The sequence below is a fragment of the Paenibacillus borealis genome (assembly GCF_000758665.1).
Classification (GTDB): domain Bacteria; phylum Bacillota; class Bacilli; order Paenibacillales; family Paenibacillaceae; genus Paenibacillus_AQ; species Paenibacillus_AQ borealis.
In genome coordinates, this window is the sequence record NZ_CP009285.1 from 7,794,965 (window position 1) to 7,809,234 (window position 14,270).

A 14,270-nucleotide genomic window follows, 5' to 3' on the forward strand; every position below is an offset into this window, starting at 1 on the left:
TGAATAATATTCAGCATTTTCCATAAAACCTATTATAGCAATATCAGCAGCAGATGACCCGTATAACGGTTATATGTTCACCAGAGTTAGACAGCCGGCAAAGTATAAATCACTGCAGACCCCGGAGAAACCGAAGGAAACTCTTAAAATTCCAGTAAGAGTTCGAAAGATGATTGATCCTCGAGTACAAAAAATAGGCACCCGGACTGCAATCAGTCCAGATGCCTATTTCTTACTGCACAAGGGTTACCATACCGCAATAGAGAACCAGTCACCACGGCAATGGCGGTTCTCTTCTCAGGCATGCTGTTCACTGGGGTTATACCCGAATGTCAAATCTTCCTTCGCTGTCAGTGGTTGCGGTAGCGATTTCCTGCGCAGATGCCGCTGCCAGCTTGCTGCTGTCAGCAGGCTTCTCCGGTGTTGCAGCTGCGCTTCCAGCCGAAGAGGCGCTGCTGGCGCTCTGTGACTTTTGGGCAATTTGCGCTTCGATCTGCTTGATCTGCTGCTCAAGCTGTTTGGTCTTGGTTTCCTTGGTCTTCTCGTCGTCTTTGCTGGAGCTCACCTTCTCAAGATCAGCTTCCAGCTTCGCCTTCTGCTTCTCAAGCGCAGCTGTATCCGTTGCACTGGAGGAAGTATACGTGGTAGATGTTGAAGCGGATACGGATGAAATATTCATACTTGTCCCTCCTTTCACCTATCCAATATATCTCTTTCACCCAAGCAGAACGTTAAAATGCGCTGAAAGTTTGCTGAATGTCTGTTACTTTACGACTTGCCCGGCTTCCGGTTAACCAGTGTTACGCTCAGCAGGATGATAACCAGCCCGGCAAGGGTATTCGCATAGACCGGCTCATGCAGGAAGATCACTCCCCATAACAGACCGAATACCGGCACGAGAAACGTGACGCTGACGGTCTTGACCGGGCCGACGCTGGCGATCAGCCGGAAATACAGCAGATAAGCCACCGAGGTACAGATCAGCGACAAACCGAGTACGGAATATACAGCGGCGGCAGACGGCAGATGATCCGGGGCAAAAATAACCGCCAGCGGCAGCAGCACCACGCTTGCCCCCAGCTGTTGTCCGGCAGCAAGCGCTAGCGGTGTGAGGCCGGAGCCTACACGTGAAGCGTACAATCCTCCGAATGCATAGGACAATGCGGCGCAGAGAGAGAAACCTGCAGACAAGAGTACTGTACTTGTGAGCGGCACCGGACTCCAGCCGACCAGAACAGCTACGCCGACTAAACCAAGGACCAGTCCGGCCGACTTGGCCAGGCCCGGCTTCTCCTGCCGGGTTCCCCAGACGGCAAGGGCCGCAAACATCGGAGTCGTGGTATTAAGGATTGCCGCCAGCGAAGCACTCAGATGCAGCTCAGCCATGCAGATCAGGGTGAACGGAAGCGCGGCATTAATGGCACCGAGCAGCAGGAACTGCTTCCAGTGCTTCAGGATGCCCAGCTTGCGCCGGGTCACAAACGCATAGAGCAGCAAGGCCGCTCCGGCAAGCGTAACACGCAGCTCGGTCGTGAAGACCGGTCCGAGCTCCGGAGAAGCGATCCGCATGAACAGGAAGGAGGCTCCCCAGGCGAAGGCAAGCAGCAGCAGTACCGAGAAATCCTTGCGGCTCATGGCTTGTCCGTCCTTCTGCAGAGCAGCGCATACGATAGAATGGACAGGGCGCCTGCTCCCGCAATGACCAGCGCCATCGGCACTGCAGAGCCGCTGCCGCCAAGTCCAACTAACGGTGCAGCACAGCTGCCCAGCAGCAAGGGGAGCAGACCCAGAAGCGCAGAGGCACTCCCTGCCGTTTCCCCCTGATCCTGCATGGCAAGCGAGAAGCTGGTTGTGCTCACAAGACCCACACTGGAGACCACAGCGAACAGGCAGACCAGAATCGGCAGCAGTCCGCCTCCGGCAAGGAGGGTAACCAGCAGCAGGACACCGCCGGATGTACAGAGCAGCAGGCCGCTAATCAGCAGCTTGCGCTCCCCGACTCTTCCCGACAACCGGCCGGCAATCTGCCCGGAGATAATAATGCCGAGCCCGTTAACAGCGAAGATCAGGCTGTACATTTGCGGCGATACCCCGTAAATAATCTGCAATACGAAGGAAGAACCGGATATATAAGCGAACATGGCTGCTGTAACAAAGCCCTGGGAGAGGGCATAGCCCATAAACTTGGCATTGCCGAGCAGGATACGGAAGGTGAGCAGCGTTCCTTTGAGTCCGCTTTTGATCCGGCGTTCTTTGGGCAATGTCTCCGGCAGACGCAGCAGAATAATGGCCGCAAAAAGCAGTCCGAACACAAACAATACTATAAACACGCCCTGCCAGGTGGTTACTCTCAGCAGCTGTCCCCCGATGACAGGAGCGAAGATCGGCCCCAGCCCGTTGACGATCATCAGCAACGAGAAGAACTTGGTTAATTCCGAGCCGCTGTACATATCACGGACCGCCGCCCGGGAGATGACCACACCCACCGATCCGGCCAGCCCCTGGATGAACCGCAGAAATACCAGCAGGCCGATAGAAGGACTGAACGCACAGAGCAGTGACGATAACGCGTAAATCACCATACCGATAAAGAGCGGAACACGGCGTCCATGCACATCGCTGAGCGGTCCGGCCACCAGCTGGCCCGAGGCCAGTCCCAGCAGGAAGAAGGTCAGGCTGAGCTGCACCATGGCCGGGCTGGTAGCGAAATGGGCGCTAAGCGCAGGCAGAGCAGGCAGATACATATCAATCGACAGAGGGCCAATCGTGGCGATGGCCCCCAGAATGACCGCCAGCTGCAGCCGCTGTTTCTTCGATGGCCCGCCCTCCGCAAGGCTTGAAATATGGTTTTGCTTAATCATGAATAGTGACGCAACCTTTCTCTTGGCACCCCTTTAAAAGACAGCAAATCTGTTTTGCTCAGGTCCGTTTTTTATTCTTCATACTACCTGATCGCAGCCTGAAAGTTCAATGCTTTTATGCATTAACGGGGAATAGAAGAGGGAAGCAAATGTATCGGACCTATACCTTTATATCGCAAATAACCGCCTGCAGGAACCGGCCAGCCGATCATATCACTGATCAGCAGCTCCTGCAGGCGGTTGTCTGTATCGTTATATTTATTGTCCGGAAACTGTGAGACTGGCCAGCCAGTCCCTGGCCGCTTCAGCTTCGGCGGTGCTCAAGCGGTGTCCCTGATTGCCCCAGTGCGAGGTGACTTCGGCTCCCGCGCCGCTCAGCAGGGATTCCAGCTCACGGGTCTCTTCAGAGCGGATAATCGGATCATTGGTCCCTGCCCCGATAAAGACCGGAACCCCCTGCAGCGACGGAATCGCAAGGCCCCGCAGCGGAACCATCGGATGCAGCAGGACCGCCGCGCGGAAGAGGCCTCCGTAGTGGAAGAGCAGGCTGCCTGCGATGTTCGCACCGTTGGAGTAACCCACAGCAACCAGATTGCCTGAATCGAATCCGTACTTCGCTGCAGCCTCATCCAGGAACTGCTTCACCTCGTGAGTGCGGAAGATCAGATCCTCCTCGTCGAATATTCCTTCAGCCAGCCGCCGGAAGAAGCGCGGCATGCCATTCTCCAGCACATTGCCGCGAATGCCCAGTACCGAAGCGCCGGGAGCCAGCAGCTCGGCCAGCGGCAGCAGATCATGCTCGTTGCCGCCTGTACCGTGGAATAACACCAGTGTCGGCAGCTTCAAATCGGTACCTTGATGGAATACATGAGTCATACTCATTTCTGCGTCACCCCGATTTCGCGGATTTCAAACGGGCTTAGGTTCTGTTCTATCACCGCACGCTGCGGCTCGAACCATGCCGGAAGCATCAGCTTCTGGCCCAGTGCATCCGGTGCTTCGTCACGGGCGAAGCCGGGAGGATCGGTCGCAATCTCGAACAGGATTCCGCCTTCCTCACGGAAGTAGATGGCATTGAAGTACTGGCGGTCCTGCACCGGAGTCGGCTGGTAGCCGTGGCTCTGTACGCGGCGGCCCCATTCCAGCTGCTCGGCATCATCTTTGGCGCGCCAGGCGATGTGATGGACGGTACCTGTGCCGCCAGCCCCCTGGGGAACCGGAGTAGCCTTCAGATCGATGATATTCCCGATATCACCGGCAGCTCTGTACCGGATGTAGCCGTCACCTTCAGCAATCCGCTCCATTCCCAGCGTACGGGAGAGGGTATCTGCTGTTTTGTCCGGTGCAGTGCTGTATAGGACAGCCCCTCCGAAGCCTTTGATCGCATGCTCTACGGGTACTCCGGCGAAGGACCAGGTGCTCAAGGCACCCTCTTCACGTTCCACCAGCTCAATCCGCAAACCGTCGAAGTCCGCGAAGGAGAGATAAGACTCGCCAATCCGGCTTGCCTTGGTAACCGGAATCTGATAAGCGGCCAGCCGCTGCTCCCAGAACCCGATGGAGCCTGCCGGCACAGCATAAGTGGTTACGCCCACCTGACCGCCGCCGATTCTTCCCTTGCGTCCGGTTGACCAAGGGAAGAAGGTAATAATGGTACCCGGCGCACCCTGCTCATTGCCGAAGTAGAGGTGGTAAACCTCAGGCGCGTCGAAGTTGATGGTTTTTTTGACAAGGCGCAGTCCAAGAATTCCGGCATAGAAATCAGCGTTACGCTGGGCGTCTCCTACAAAAGCGGTGATATGATGAATTCCTGCAGTTTGCATAGTCATAATAATTACCTCCTGAAATTGGGTGTGTTGTACAATCTGTTCTTTCGTAAAATGAGGATGCTATCTTGACGTCTGCCTGGCGTACCCGCTATTTTATTTAAAGAAAAGTGCATCAAGTGAAATCGAACCCGGACCCGCCAGTGCCACTCCGACCGCAACCACCAGCACCGTTAATGGAAACTCGATCCCGTTAGCCGTAGACCAGAATCCGTTAGGAGCATGGACTTTGACAATCGCGCCAAGCATGGTTGCGGCAATCAGCACAGCAGCCACCGGAGTCAGCAGACCAAGTGTGAACAGCAGGCCTCCGATCAGCTCCATCAGACCTGCCAATACTGCCATCCGTACGCCGGGCTTAATGCCGATCGACTCCATCCAGCCGCCTGTACCTTTGGGGCCGTAACCGCCGAACCAGCCGAACAGCTTCTGTGCACCATGCCCGATAAACGCTACACCAATTACCAATCTCATCAACAATAAACCTACACTAACCATTTTAAACACTCTCCATTCTCTCGATTTTAATTATCTTAACGTTAAGATATTGGCTAAAAAATTTTGGGTCCTGCTGATCTATATATAATTCGCCCGCCATTCGGGGACTTGGCATTTCATTGAATACCAATTCAGTATTACACTGTTAAATTTATGGACGGCCTGTGCCTGATCATCAATGCTCATCTTGCTGCTAAAGCTAAGCTAACAGTCAGCTATCGAGATCCAGCCGGCCGTTTCAGAAACCCGCTGTGCTATTCCCGGTCTTCTATACGCCCTTGCCCAGCTTCTTCAGCAGCTGAGTCGCCTGAGCCTTCTCTTCACTGTCCAGTCCGCCCATCAGGCTGTGTATGGAACTGACATGACGGGGGAAAATATCATCGAACAGCTCGCGCCCTGATTCCGTAATCTCGGCATAAGTTACACGGCGGTCGTCCTCGCATGGAACGCGCTTCAGCAATCCGCGCTTCTCCAGCTTATCGATGTTATAAGTGATGCTGCCGCTGGTGACCAGAATCTTCTCGCCAATCTGCTGTAGTGGAATCCGTGTTCTATGATACAGGACTTCCAGCACCATGAACTCCGCCGATGCCAGCCCGTGGCTCTTCATATCCTTCACCGCCTGATCCATCAAGCTCTTGTAAGCCTTGGATAGAACAACGAATAATTTCAGTGATGCCGCCTGCTCCTGATCGATTGTACTGTCAGTTGCTGTGCCTGCTGCGTTTGTTGTGCCTATTGTCTCCTTATTGCCGCTCATTATGTGCACCTCCTATCGTGTTCGCGTTTATCTTTAAGTTAATTATCTTTAAGTTAAGATAAATATACAGCATGCTGATTTTATTGTCAACTGATTAGGGGAAGATTTTTTAAATACCAGATTGTATATGGTGACTATATAGGAAGTTGTGTGAAAATAACACCAGGCCTGGGCTTAGGATGATTTAATTACAGTTCGACTAAACATCTGTTTCAGAAATTCCTTCAAATCAATCTAGATACAGCTTGAGTTCGCTTAATAAAGACAGGTTACAGCAAGGACTCGGTTTGACCTCACTCCCAAAACGGCGTATCCTTTTGGGTGCGAATATAAGGAAGCAGTTCATTACATATAAAGGAGGCAATACTGGGATGGGTTCAACGGAACTACCAGAATGGGAAGCCCGGGGCCGCGATACAGCGGAAGGGAATTCTGCTGTACTGGGTACAGCAGAGCAGGATTTAGCAGAACACGGTTCAGCCGTGCTGGATGGGGCGGTGCGGGACGCGTCCGGTAATGCTGCCCGGCTTATCCCACCGGGTGCTAATGTGCTGATCGTGACCGCTGTCGCGGCCGAGCGGGATGCCGTCCTGCTCGGCCTGCAGGGCAGCCGCAGGTTCCATGTCATCGCAGCGGGCGCCGGCACCGCTGCGGCTGCGGCGGGAACCGCCGCAGCTCTGGCAGCCGGTTCCTACGGCTGCGTCATCAGCGCCGGGATCGGCGGCGGCTTCCCCGGCCGGGCGCCCGTAGGCTCGCTGGTCGTCGCCAGCGAGATGCTTGACGCGGCCCTCGGCGCCGAGACGCCGGTGGGCTTCCGCAGCGCTGCCGAGCTCGGCTTCGGCAGCGTGTCCGTGCTTGCGCCGGGCGGCACGGTCCAGGCCCTTGCGGCCGCGCTGGCAGCGGCCGGGCTCACGGTAAGCACGGGCACCGTGCTTACCGTGTCGACCGCGACCGGCACCGCCGGGACGGCCGCGGAGCTTGCCGCGCGCCATCCGCAGGCGGCGGCGGAAGCGATGGAAGGCCACGGGGTCGCCGTGGCCGCCCAGGCGCTGGGGATCGCGGCGCTGGAGCTGCGCGCGATCTCGAACCCGGTCGGCCCGCGCGACCGGGCCGCGTGGAAGATCAAAGAAGCCCTGGACGCCCTCACAGCGGCAGCGGCTATTCTACTGGAGGTGCTGTAATGACAACCGAACTTCATATTGCTTTTTCTCCATGCCCCAATGATACCTTCGTATTTCATGCCTGGGCGCACGGGCTGGTGCCGGATGCTCCCAAGCTGGAGGTGACCTTTGCGGATATCGATATTACCAACGGGCTGGCTGCAGACGGCACCGGGCCGGAAGTGCTTAAGATTTCCTACGCCGCCCTTCCCTGGGTGCTGGAAAAGTACAAGCTGCTGCCTTGCGGCGGTGCGCTTGGACGGGGCTGCGGCCCGCTCGTGCTGACGCGCAAAGGCGCAGGCGCCATCAAACATCCGCGCGAGCTGTCCGGCCGCCGCATAGCCGTGCCGAGCGAGCGCTCCACCGCCTACCTGCTCTTCCGGCTGTGGGCCGCACAGCAGGTACCGGACGGCCCGGCCGAGATCGTCGTCATGCCCTTCGATGAGATCATGCCTGCTGTACAGAACGGCTTGATCGATGCCGGACTGGTTATTCATGAAGCACGCTTCACCTACCCTTCCTATAATCTTAACCTGCTGACTGATCTCGGCAGTTGGTGGGAAAGCGACACCGGCCTGCCTATTCCGCTCGGTGCAATTATCGCCCGCCGTGACCTGGATCACGAGGCCATTACCGGCTGGATCCGCAGTTCTTTGCAATATGCATGGGATCATCCGCTGGTCTGCCAGGAATATGTCCTAAGCCATGCCCAGGAGCTCTCCCCGGAAGTAGCCAAATCGCATATTGATCTCTACGTCAACGAGTTCACGATGAATCTGGGCGAGGACGGCTACGCGGCAATCTCTGCCCTGCTGACCCGTGCCGCTGCCGAAGGCCTTGTACCTGCTATTGATCCGGAATTGCTGCGCTAGCTTGGACTATTTATATTAAAAGAACAAACAAAACTCATATGGAGGCTGATTCCTATGATTCCAACAGGCAACAGCAAGGCCAATATTGACCGTTTCCTGGGATACCAGGACGAGTACGACCGTTACCGGCCCGAAGCGCCCCCGCTGGTTATTGAACTGCTGAGCAATTACCTGGGCCGCCGTCCGGCCGTGGTCGCTGATATAGGCTGCGGCACCGGTCTATCTACCTTCCTGTGGAAGGAAGCCGCCGAATCCGTGACCGGGGTGGAACCTAATCCCGATATGCTGAGCAAGGCAAAGGAGAAGCTGAACCGCCTGGAAAATGGCACGGAGGTGCTGTCTTTTGTGCAAGGCTTCTCCAATCAGCTTCCCTTCGCCTCAGAGAGTGTGGACATCATCACCTGCTCACAGTCATTCCATTGGATGGACCCGGACAGCACACTTCAGGAAATCTCCCGCTGCCTGCGTCCGGGTGGAGTGTTCGCGGCCTATGACTGCGATTGGCCTCTGGTACTGCACCCTTCTATTGAAGTCCGATACAATGGGCTGATTGCCACTTCAGACGCCCTGCTTACGGAGCTCCAGCCTGATTCCGATCAGGCCCGCAAATGGGACAAGGAAGGACATCTGGGCCGGATCAAAGCCAGCGGATGCTTCACTTACGCGAGAGAAATTGTTTTTCACAACACAGAAGCCTGCGATGCAGAGCGCTATATCGGATTGGCCCTCAGCCAAGGCGGGATACAGACTGTCCTGAAGCTTAGCCCGGCCTCACTTGAGCAAGAGATTGCTCAGTTCTCGGCAGAGGTTAAGAACTACTTCCGAGGCCGGACATTGCAGGTGCTGATTAGCTACCGGATGCGGGTCGGTGTGAAATAGGAGCTTTATCTTCTGCATTCTGGTCATACTCAAGCTTTTAACCTATACTTAATAACAGCGAGACGAAGAACGTCCCGGTTGCCCCCATTGGGGAAGCCGGGGCGTTTTCTATTTTTCCGGGGAGGTTGGAGCGTAATGATATTTGAAGAAGCGCATTTGAAATTTATCAACGGGCATCTGAGCAGCAGACCTGATGGAGAACGCCGGGCGCGCTTGGAGCGGGGGCTCAGGCATGCCGAGATCCTGTTTCTGAATAAAGTCTGGTGGCCGCTGCGGGGACATTTTGAAGGGCTGCATCCGGAATACGAGGTCATGGACTGGCGGGGAAGATCTTATTACGCAGATTTTGTCTGGCTGCCCGGATACGTAAAGCTGCTTATCGAGATCAAAGGGTATTCTTCCCATGTACGCGACATGGACCGTCAAAAATACTGCAATGAGCTAAACCGCGAAACGTTCCTGTATGCCATGGGCTATCATGTGATTTCATTCGCGTACGATGATGTTGAGCAGCGTCCTGAGCTTTGTATGACCCTGCTGCGAATGGTGCTGGGCAGATATCAGCCTGCTGATGCACCTGTATCCCGTGTGCAGCTTATGGAACAGGAGGTACTCCGGCTGCCATTCAACTCGCCCGGCCCATCCGTCCTCAGGATGTTAAGCAGCATTTCACCGTCGATTACAGAACTGCGGTCCGTACTCTACACAATCTGGCTGACAAAGGCTGGCTCCTTCCCGTCCCCACCAGCAATCAGGAACGGACCGCAAGGTATGAGCTGAGGACCGGTGTGCTGGAATACTTTAATTAGCTTGCCAGGTCAACATTCATGGGTAATCTGCAATCTGCAGCGGGGCCTGTGATCAACTGCTGTAACAGTAAGTGGAAAAAGGTACCTTAATTTATCGATTTCGTAGAATCGTGTGCAAGCAAGTGGAAAAACAGCATCTAATTCGGGTGATTTCAGCTACTTTGGGTGAAATGTAATCATTTAAGTGCTATTTATCCAACTGCTGTATTCGCAGGGTTTATTTGTTCATCAGCAAGTGGAGAAAATCCAACTAATACTGCCTCCTATAGCTTCAGTAGCGGGTGAGGGCCATACGATTCTTCAACAAGTCATGTCCCCCACCTGTGCTCAGGCCCTAGCCTCCGGCTTCGCTCTTCTAGCCCCCCTCCGGCCCTATCCCTCCAGCTTACTTCCCGCCCTCTTTCCGTCCTTATCCTTCCTGCTTCGTCCTTCCCGCCCTCCTTCAGGTCCTAGCTTTCCAGCCTCACCTTACTCCCCTCCCCTTCCAGCCATCCCGCTCCGCAGAAGCTCCCCCTACCCCCCCCCAGCAAAAAAACACCCGCATGCGAAACCTCCGCATGCGGGCACTCAATGACCAACAACCTACTTCTTATTCATCTTAAACTTCAGGAACAGCTCGTTATAATGGGCAAGCATCCGCTTGCCGAGGTTGTCGTAGACCTCCAGCCGGTCTGTGATCTCGGCGGGCGGGTAGAAGCGCTCGTCGCCGGAGATGTCCTCCGGCAGCAGATCCAGGGCAGGAACGTTCGGCGTAGAGTAGCCGACGTATTCCGTATTCTGCGCCGCCACATCCGGGCGGAGCATGAAGTTAATGAACTCATGGGCGCCTTCGATATTGGCTGCTCCGCGAGGAATGACCATGTTGTCGAACCATATGTTCGAGCCTTCCTCCGGCACAACGTAATCCAGCTTGTCGTTCTCATCCATAATCTCCGAAGCGTCACCGGACCAGACGATTCCGACAGCTGCCTCTTCGTTCGCCAGCAGCATCTTGATCTCGTCGCCGACGATCGCCTTCACATTCGGCGACAGCCGGTTCAGCTTGGCCAGCGCTTCCTGCAGATGCTCTTCATTCCTGTCATTGACGGAATAGTGCAGACTGTTCAGCGCCATGCCCATAACCTCGCGTGCTCCATCGACCAGGAAGATATTATTGTCCAGCCGCTTATCCCACAACGAATTCCAACTGCTGAAATCGATGCCCTCCGTCATCTCGGGGTTGTAGATGATACCTACCGTCCCCCAGAAATAAGGCACCGAATACAGGTTGCCGGGATCAAAGGACAGGTCCATGAATTTGGAACCGATATTGGCCAGATTCGGAAGCTTGCTGTGATCCAGCGGCAGCAGCAGGTTTTCTTCGCGCATTTTGGCAATCGCATAGTCGGAAGGGACCACGACATCGAAGACCGTACCGCCCTGCTCAACCTTGGTCAGCATCGCCTCATTGGAGTCAAAGGTCTGGTAGATCACCGTAATGCCGGTCTCCTCCTGGAACTGCTCCAGCAGCTCGGGATCGATGTAATCGCCCCAGTTATAGATCGTCAGCGTATTGCCGCCGGAATAGCCTTCGGCCGAGTTCAGCCGGGAGGCCAGGAACATCAGCCCGAATGCGACGATCAGAATCGCCAGAAACGTATTTACCAGCTGTTTCATCTAGGCACCCCCGCTTCTGCTACCTGTTCTGCAATATGCATAGCCGGGCGGCTCTTCCGCTGGTTAAGGTAGTAGTAGCCTATTACCAGCAGGATCGTGAAGAGGAAGATCAGTGTCGACAGTGCGTTAATCGACAATGAGACCCCTTGGCGCGCCCGGGAATAGATCTCAACGGACAGTGTGGAATATCCGTTACCTGTTACGAAGAAGGTTACTGCGAAATCATCCAGGGAATAGGTCAGGGCCATGAAGAATCCGCTGAAGATCCCCGGCTTGATGATCGGCAGAATCACCTTCGTCAGCACATCGCGGCGGGTAGCCCCAAGGTCACGGGCGGCGTCGGTCAGTGTCGGACTCATCTCCTGCAGATGCGGCAGGATCATGATAACGGCAATCGGAATGCTGAATGCCACATGCGAGAGCAGAACGGAGGTGAAGCCCAGCTTGATCCCGACAATCGTGAACAGGATCAGGAATGAGGCTCCGATAATTACATCCGGGCTGACAATCAGCACATTATTCAGCGAGAGCAGCGTATTCTTGGCCCGGCGGCTGCGGACATGCTGAATCGCCAGTGCCCCGATGATCGCAATCAGCGTTGCAATCGCCGAGGACAGCAACGCAATGACCAGTGTGTTAATCATAATAATCATCAGCCGGGTATCGGCCACGACTTCGCGGTAATAATCCAGCGTGAAGCCCTCGAATTCATGCATGGTGCCGCCGCTGTTGAACGAGTAGTACATCAGATAGAAAATCGGCGCGTACAGAACCAGGAAGACCAGCACCAGATATATATTTGCGATCCCGTTTTTATTTTTAATTTTGTTTCTATTCTTGCTCTTCACGCGCGTCCTCCTTTCCGCGAGCTGCCCGTAAGAATCATGAACAGCGCCATAATGGCGATCAGGAATACCGCTACCGTGGAGCCCATGCCCCAATCCTGTGTGACCAGGAAATGCTGCTCAATGGCGGTGCCGAGTGTAATCACCCGGTTGCCGGCAATCAGACGCGTAATCATAAACAGCGACAGCGCGGGAATGAATACCGCCATGCAGCCAGAGCGGACCCCGGAGATCGTGAGCGGAAATACAACCCGCCGGAATGTCGTCCAGCCGGAGGCGCCCAAATCACGCGCGGCATCCACCAGCGACAGATTCATCTCATCCAGTGCACTGAAGATCGGCAGTATCATGAATGGAATGAAAATATAGACAGATACAAACACAAAGCTGAAGCCTGTGAATAGGATCTGCTGCTCCCCGAGCCCCACCAGATCAAAGAAATTGTTGACCGGGCCGAAGGTGCCGAAGATACCGATGAAGGCATATGTCTTCAGCAGCAGATTGATCCATGTCGGCAGAATAATCAGCAGCAGCCACAGCTGCTTATGCTTCGTACGCGTCAGCAGATAGGCTGCCGGGTACGCCACCAAGAGTGAGAACAGCGTGATCAGGAAAGCATACCAGAAGGAATTCATCATCATTCTCATATATACCGGTGTGAAGAAATTGACGTAGTTATCCAGCGTCAGCTTTCCGTCCAGATCGAACAGGGAATAATAGATAACCAGCAGCACCGGTGCGATGACAAACAGCGCGATCCACAGGTAATACGGGATGAGATAATACGACTTGCCCTTACTCTTCATGGCTCTCCACCTCGCCGTAAGCCTCCAGACGTTTGTCGAACTCTTCCTCCGTTTCACCGAAGCGCATAACATGGATCGCCTCCGGATCAAAATACAGCCCGATTTCGCTGCCTACCTCCGCCTTGCGGGTGGAATGGACCAGCCATTCGTGGCCGGAACCGTCATAACAGCTGATCTCATAATGCACACCGCGGAACAGCTGGGAATCCACGCGCACCTTCAGTTTGCCCGCTTCTACGGTGGCAATCTCCAGATCCTCAGGGCGGATCACAATTTCCACCGATTCATTCGGTTTCAGACCGGCATCGACACACTCGAAGCGATGGCCGTTAAATTCAACCACATAGTCCTCAATCATTACGCCCGGCACGATGTTCGACTCGCCGATGAAATCCGCCACGAACCGGTTGATCGGCTCATCGTAGATATCGTTAGGCGTACCGCTCTGCTCAATCTTTCCGCCGTTCATGACGAAGATCCAGTCTGACATCGCCAGCGCCTCTTCCTGGTCATGGGTAACGAAAATGAAGGTGATGCCCAGCCGCTGCTGCATCTCTCGCAGAATATACTGCATCTCCGTGCGCAGCTTAAGGTCCAGTGCCGATAACGGCTCGTCCAGCAGCAGAACCTGCGGCTCGTTGACAATCGCGCGCGCAATCGCGACCCGCTGTCTTTGCCCCCCGGACATTTCATTAATGGCCCGCTGGTCATAGCCGACCAGATTGACGAAGCGCAGCGCCTCCTGCACCTTTTGATTAATGACATCCTTCTTAAGCTTCTTAATCCGCAGTCCGAAAGCCACATTCTCAAATACGTTCAGGTGCGGAAACAGCGCATAGTCCTGGAATACCGTATTAACCTGCCGTTCGTTGGCGGGAATGTGGTTGATGATTTTACCGTTCAGATAAATGGAACCTTCAGTCGGCTCGGCGAAGCCGGCGATGAGTCGCAGAATGGTCGTTTTCCCGCAGCCCGAGGGGCCCAGCAGAGTATAGAATTTACCGCGTTCAATTTCGAAGCTCACGCCTTTGAGTACAGCCTCTTCGTCGTCATATTGCTTGATAACCTGATCAAATGAAATAATAGTGCCTTCCGGGGTAGCTATAGCTAACAACCTCCCTTACCTTATGTAGTACAACCTATTTTACCCGCTTCTTGCGGGAGACAATCCATAAGCAGCATGCCCAGCGCGGATAAGCGACAATTCCTCCCCTGGTTCGACAGACTTCAATATATATAGCATAAAGGAATCATTCGATATATGCGATAGCTTACAATGTTAAATCCAGCACATAAAC

General features: G+C 54.7%; 15 protein-coding genes. 4 read left to right on the forward strand and 11 right to left on the reverse strand.

Features of this window, described 5'->3' with window-relative positions:
- Nucleotides 1-319: 319 nt before the first annotated feature.
- From PBOR_RS33125 to PBOR_RS33155, 7 genes are all read right to left on the reverse strand, one after another.
- Nucleotides 320-679, reverse strand: coding sequence for a FlxA-like family protein (locus PBOR_RS33125; RefSeq protein WP_042218271.1), 360 nt, complete (start codon nucleotides 677-679; stop codon nucleotides 320-322).
- Nucleotides 680-768: 89 nt separating this feature from the next.
- On the reverse strand, nucleotides 769-1,635 hold the full coding sequence (locus tag PBOR_RS33130) for a DMT family transporter (protein WP_042218272.1): 867 nt from the start codon (nucleotides 1,633-1,635) through the stop codon (nucleotides 769-771).
- Nucleotides 1,632-2,861: a multidrug effflux MFS transporter gene (locus PBOR_RS33135; protein ID WP_042218275.1), complete on the reverse strand. Its 1,230-nt coding sequence runs from the start codon at nucleotides 2,859-2,861 to the stop codon at nucleotides 1,632-1,634. The genes PBOR_RS33130 and PBOR_RS33135 overlap by 4 nt, the downstream gene beginning before the upstream one ends.
- 258 nt (nucleotides 2,862-3,119) lie before the next feature.
- Nucleotides 3,120-3,737: an alpha/beta hydrolase gene (locus tag PBOR_RS33140; protein WP_174479877.1), complete on the reverse strand. Its 618-nt coding sequence runs from the start codon at nucleotides 3,735-3,737 to the stop codon at nucleotides 3,120-3,122.
- Between the two features lie 2 nt (nucleotides 3,738-3,739).
- Nucleotides 3,740-4,690 carry a ring-cleaving dioxygenase gene (locus PBOR_RS33145; protein WP_042218279.1) on the reverse strand — a complete coding sequence of 317 codons (951 nt, stop codon included), beginning with the start codon at nucleotides 4,688-4,690 and terminating at the stop codon, nucleotides 3,740-3,742.
- 93 nt (nucleotides 4,691-4,783) lie between these two features.
- On the reverse strand, nucleotides 4,784-5,185 hold the full coding sequence (locus PBOR_RS33150) for a DoxX family protein (RefSeq protein ID WP_042218281.1): 402 nt from the start codon (nucleotides 5,183-5,185) through the stop codon (nucleotides 4,784-4,786).
- Nucleotides 5,186-5,453: 268 nt separating this feature from the next.
- Nucleotides 5,454-5,945 (reverse strand): MarR family winged helix-turn-helix transcriptional regulator, encoded by a 492-nt coding sequence (locus tag PBOR_RS33155; protein WP_042218283.1) that lies wholly within the window; start codon nucleotides 5,943-5,945, stop codon nucleotides 5,454-5,456.
- A gap of 548 nt (nucleotides 5,946-6,493) precedes the next feature.
- Here PBOR_RS33155 and PBOR_RS33160 point away from each other — a divergent pair.
- From PBOR_RS33160 to PBOR_RS35140, 4 genes are all read left to right on the forward strand, one after another.
- Nucleotides 6,494-7,126 carry a futalosine hydrolase gene (locus PBOR_RS33160; RefSeq protein ID WP_245647970.1) on the forward strand — a complete coding sequence of 211 codons (633 nt, stop codon included), beginning with the start codon at nucleotides 6,494-6,496 and terminating at the stop codon, nucleotides 7,124-7,126.
- Complete coding sequence (locus tag PBOR_RS33165; protein ID WP_042218285.1) at nucleotides 7,126-7,977, forward strand: 1,4-dihydroxy-6-naphtoate synthase; 852 nt, start codon at nucleotides 7,126-7,128, stop codon at nucleotides 7,975-7,977. The genes PBOR_RS33160 and PBOR_RS33165 overlap by 1 nt, the downstream gene beginning before the upstream one ends.
- A gap of 54 nt (nucleotides 7,978-8,031) precedes the next feature.
- Nucleotides 8,032-8,856 (forward strand): class I SAM-dependent methyltransferase, encoded by an 825-nt coding sequence (locus PBOR_RS33170; protein ID WP_042218286.1) that lies wholly within the window; start codon nucleotides 8,032-8,034, stop codon nucleotides 8,854-8,856.
- A 135-nt stretch (nucleotides 8,857-8,991) separates the two neighbouring features.
- Nucleotides 8,992-9,636, forward strand: a complete 645-nt coding sequence (locus PBOR_RS35140) for a PDDEXK family nuclease (RefSeq protein ID WP_245647972.1) — start codon at nucleotides 8,992-8,994, stop codon at nucleotides 9,634-9,636.
- A 611-nt stretch (nucleotides 9,637-10,247) separates the two neighbouring features.
- Here PBOR_RS35140 and PBOR_RS33180 read toward each other — a convergent pair.
- From PBOR_RS33180 to PBOR_RS33195, 4 genes are read right to left on the reverse strand one after another with little or no spacing between them, the layout of a single operon-like run.
- Nucleotides 10,248-11,321, reverse strand: a complete 1,074-nt coding sequence (locus tag PBOR_RS33180; RefSeq protein ID WP_042218288.1) for an ABC transporter substrate-binding protein — start codon at nucleotides 11,319-11,321, stop codon at nucleotides 10,248-10,250.
- Nucleotides 11,318-12,145: an ABC transporter permease gene (locus PBOR_RS33185; protein WP_042220208.1), complete on the reverse strand. Its 828-nt coding sequence runs from the start codon at nucleotides 12,143-12,145 to the stop codon at nucleotides 11,318-11,320. The genes PBOR_RS33180 and PBOR_RS33185 overlap by 4 nt, the downstream gene beginning before the upstream one ends.
- A gap of 20 nt (nucleotides 12,146-12,165) precedes the next feature.
- Nucleotides 12,166-12,972 (reverse strand): ABC transporter permease, encoded by an 807-nt coding sequence (locus tag PBOR_RS33190; RefSeq protein WP_042218289.1) that lies wholly within the window; start codon nucleotides 12,970-12,972, stop codon nucleotides 12,166-12,168.
- Nucleotides 12,962-14,086, reverse strand: a complete 1,125-nt coding sequence (locus tag PBOR_RS33195) for an ABC transporter ATP-binding protein (protein WP_174479840.1) — start codon at nucleotides 14,084-14,086, stop codon at nucleotides 12,962-12,964. Before PBOR_RS33195 ends, PBOR_RS33190 begins: the two co-directional genes overlap by 11 nt.
- Between the last annotated feature and the right edge of the window lie 184 nt (nucleotides 14,087-14,270).

Bases quoted from the DNA above. Each gene is read 5' to 3' on its own strand.
- PBOR_RS33155 (WP_042218283.1), bottom strand. From the start codon at position 5,945: ATGAGCGGCAATAAGGAGACAATAGGCACAACAAACGCAGCAGGCACA.
- PBOR_RS33145 (WP_042218279.1), bottom strand. From the start codon at position 4,690: ATGACTATGCAAACTGCAGGAATTCATCATATCACCGCTTTTGTAGGA.
- PBOR_RS33165 (WP_042218285.1), top strand. From the start codon at position 7,126: ATGACAACCGAACTTCATATTGCTTTTTCTCCATGCCCCAATGATACC.
- PBOR_RS33135 (WP_042218275.1), bottom strand. From the start codon at position 2,861: ATGATTAAGCAAAACCATATTTCAAGCCTTGCGGAGGGCGGGCCATCG.
- PBOR_RS33190 (WP_042218289.1), bottom strand. From the start codon at position 12,972: ATGAAGAGTAAGGGCAAGTCGTATTATCTCATCCCGTATTACCTGTGG.
- PBOR_RS33180 (WP_042218288.1), bottom strand. From the start codon at position 11,321: ATGAAACAGCTGGTAAATACGTTTCTGGCGATTCTGATCGTCGCATTC.
- PBOR_RS33125 (WP_042218271.1), bottom strand. From the start codon at position 679: ATGAATATTTCATCCGTATCCGCTTCAACATCTACCACGTATACTTCC.
- PBOR_RS33130 (WP_042218272.1), bottom strand. From the start codon at position 1,635: ATGAGCCGCAAGGATTTCTCGGTACTGCTGCTGCTTGCCTTCGCCTGG.
- PBOR_RS35140 (WP_245647972.1), top strand. From the start codon at position 8,992: ATGATATTTGAAGAAGCGCATTTGAAATTTATCAACGGGCATCTGAGC.
- PBOR_RS33140 (WP_174479877.1), bottom strand. From the start codon at position 3,737: ATGACTCATGTATTCCATCAAGGTACCGATTTGAAGCTGCCGACACTG.
- PBOR_RS33170 (WP_042218286.1), top strand. From the start codon at position 8,032: ATGATTCCAACAGGCAACAGCAAGGCCAATATTGACCGTTTCCTGGGA.
- PBOR_RS33150 (WP_042218281.1), bottom strand. From the start codon at position 5,185: ATGGTTAGTGTAGGTTTATTGTTGATGAGATTGGTAATTGGTGTAGCG.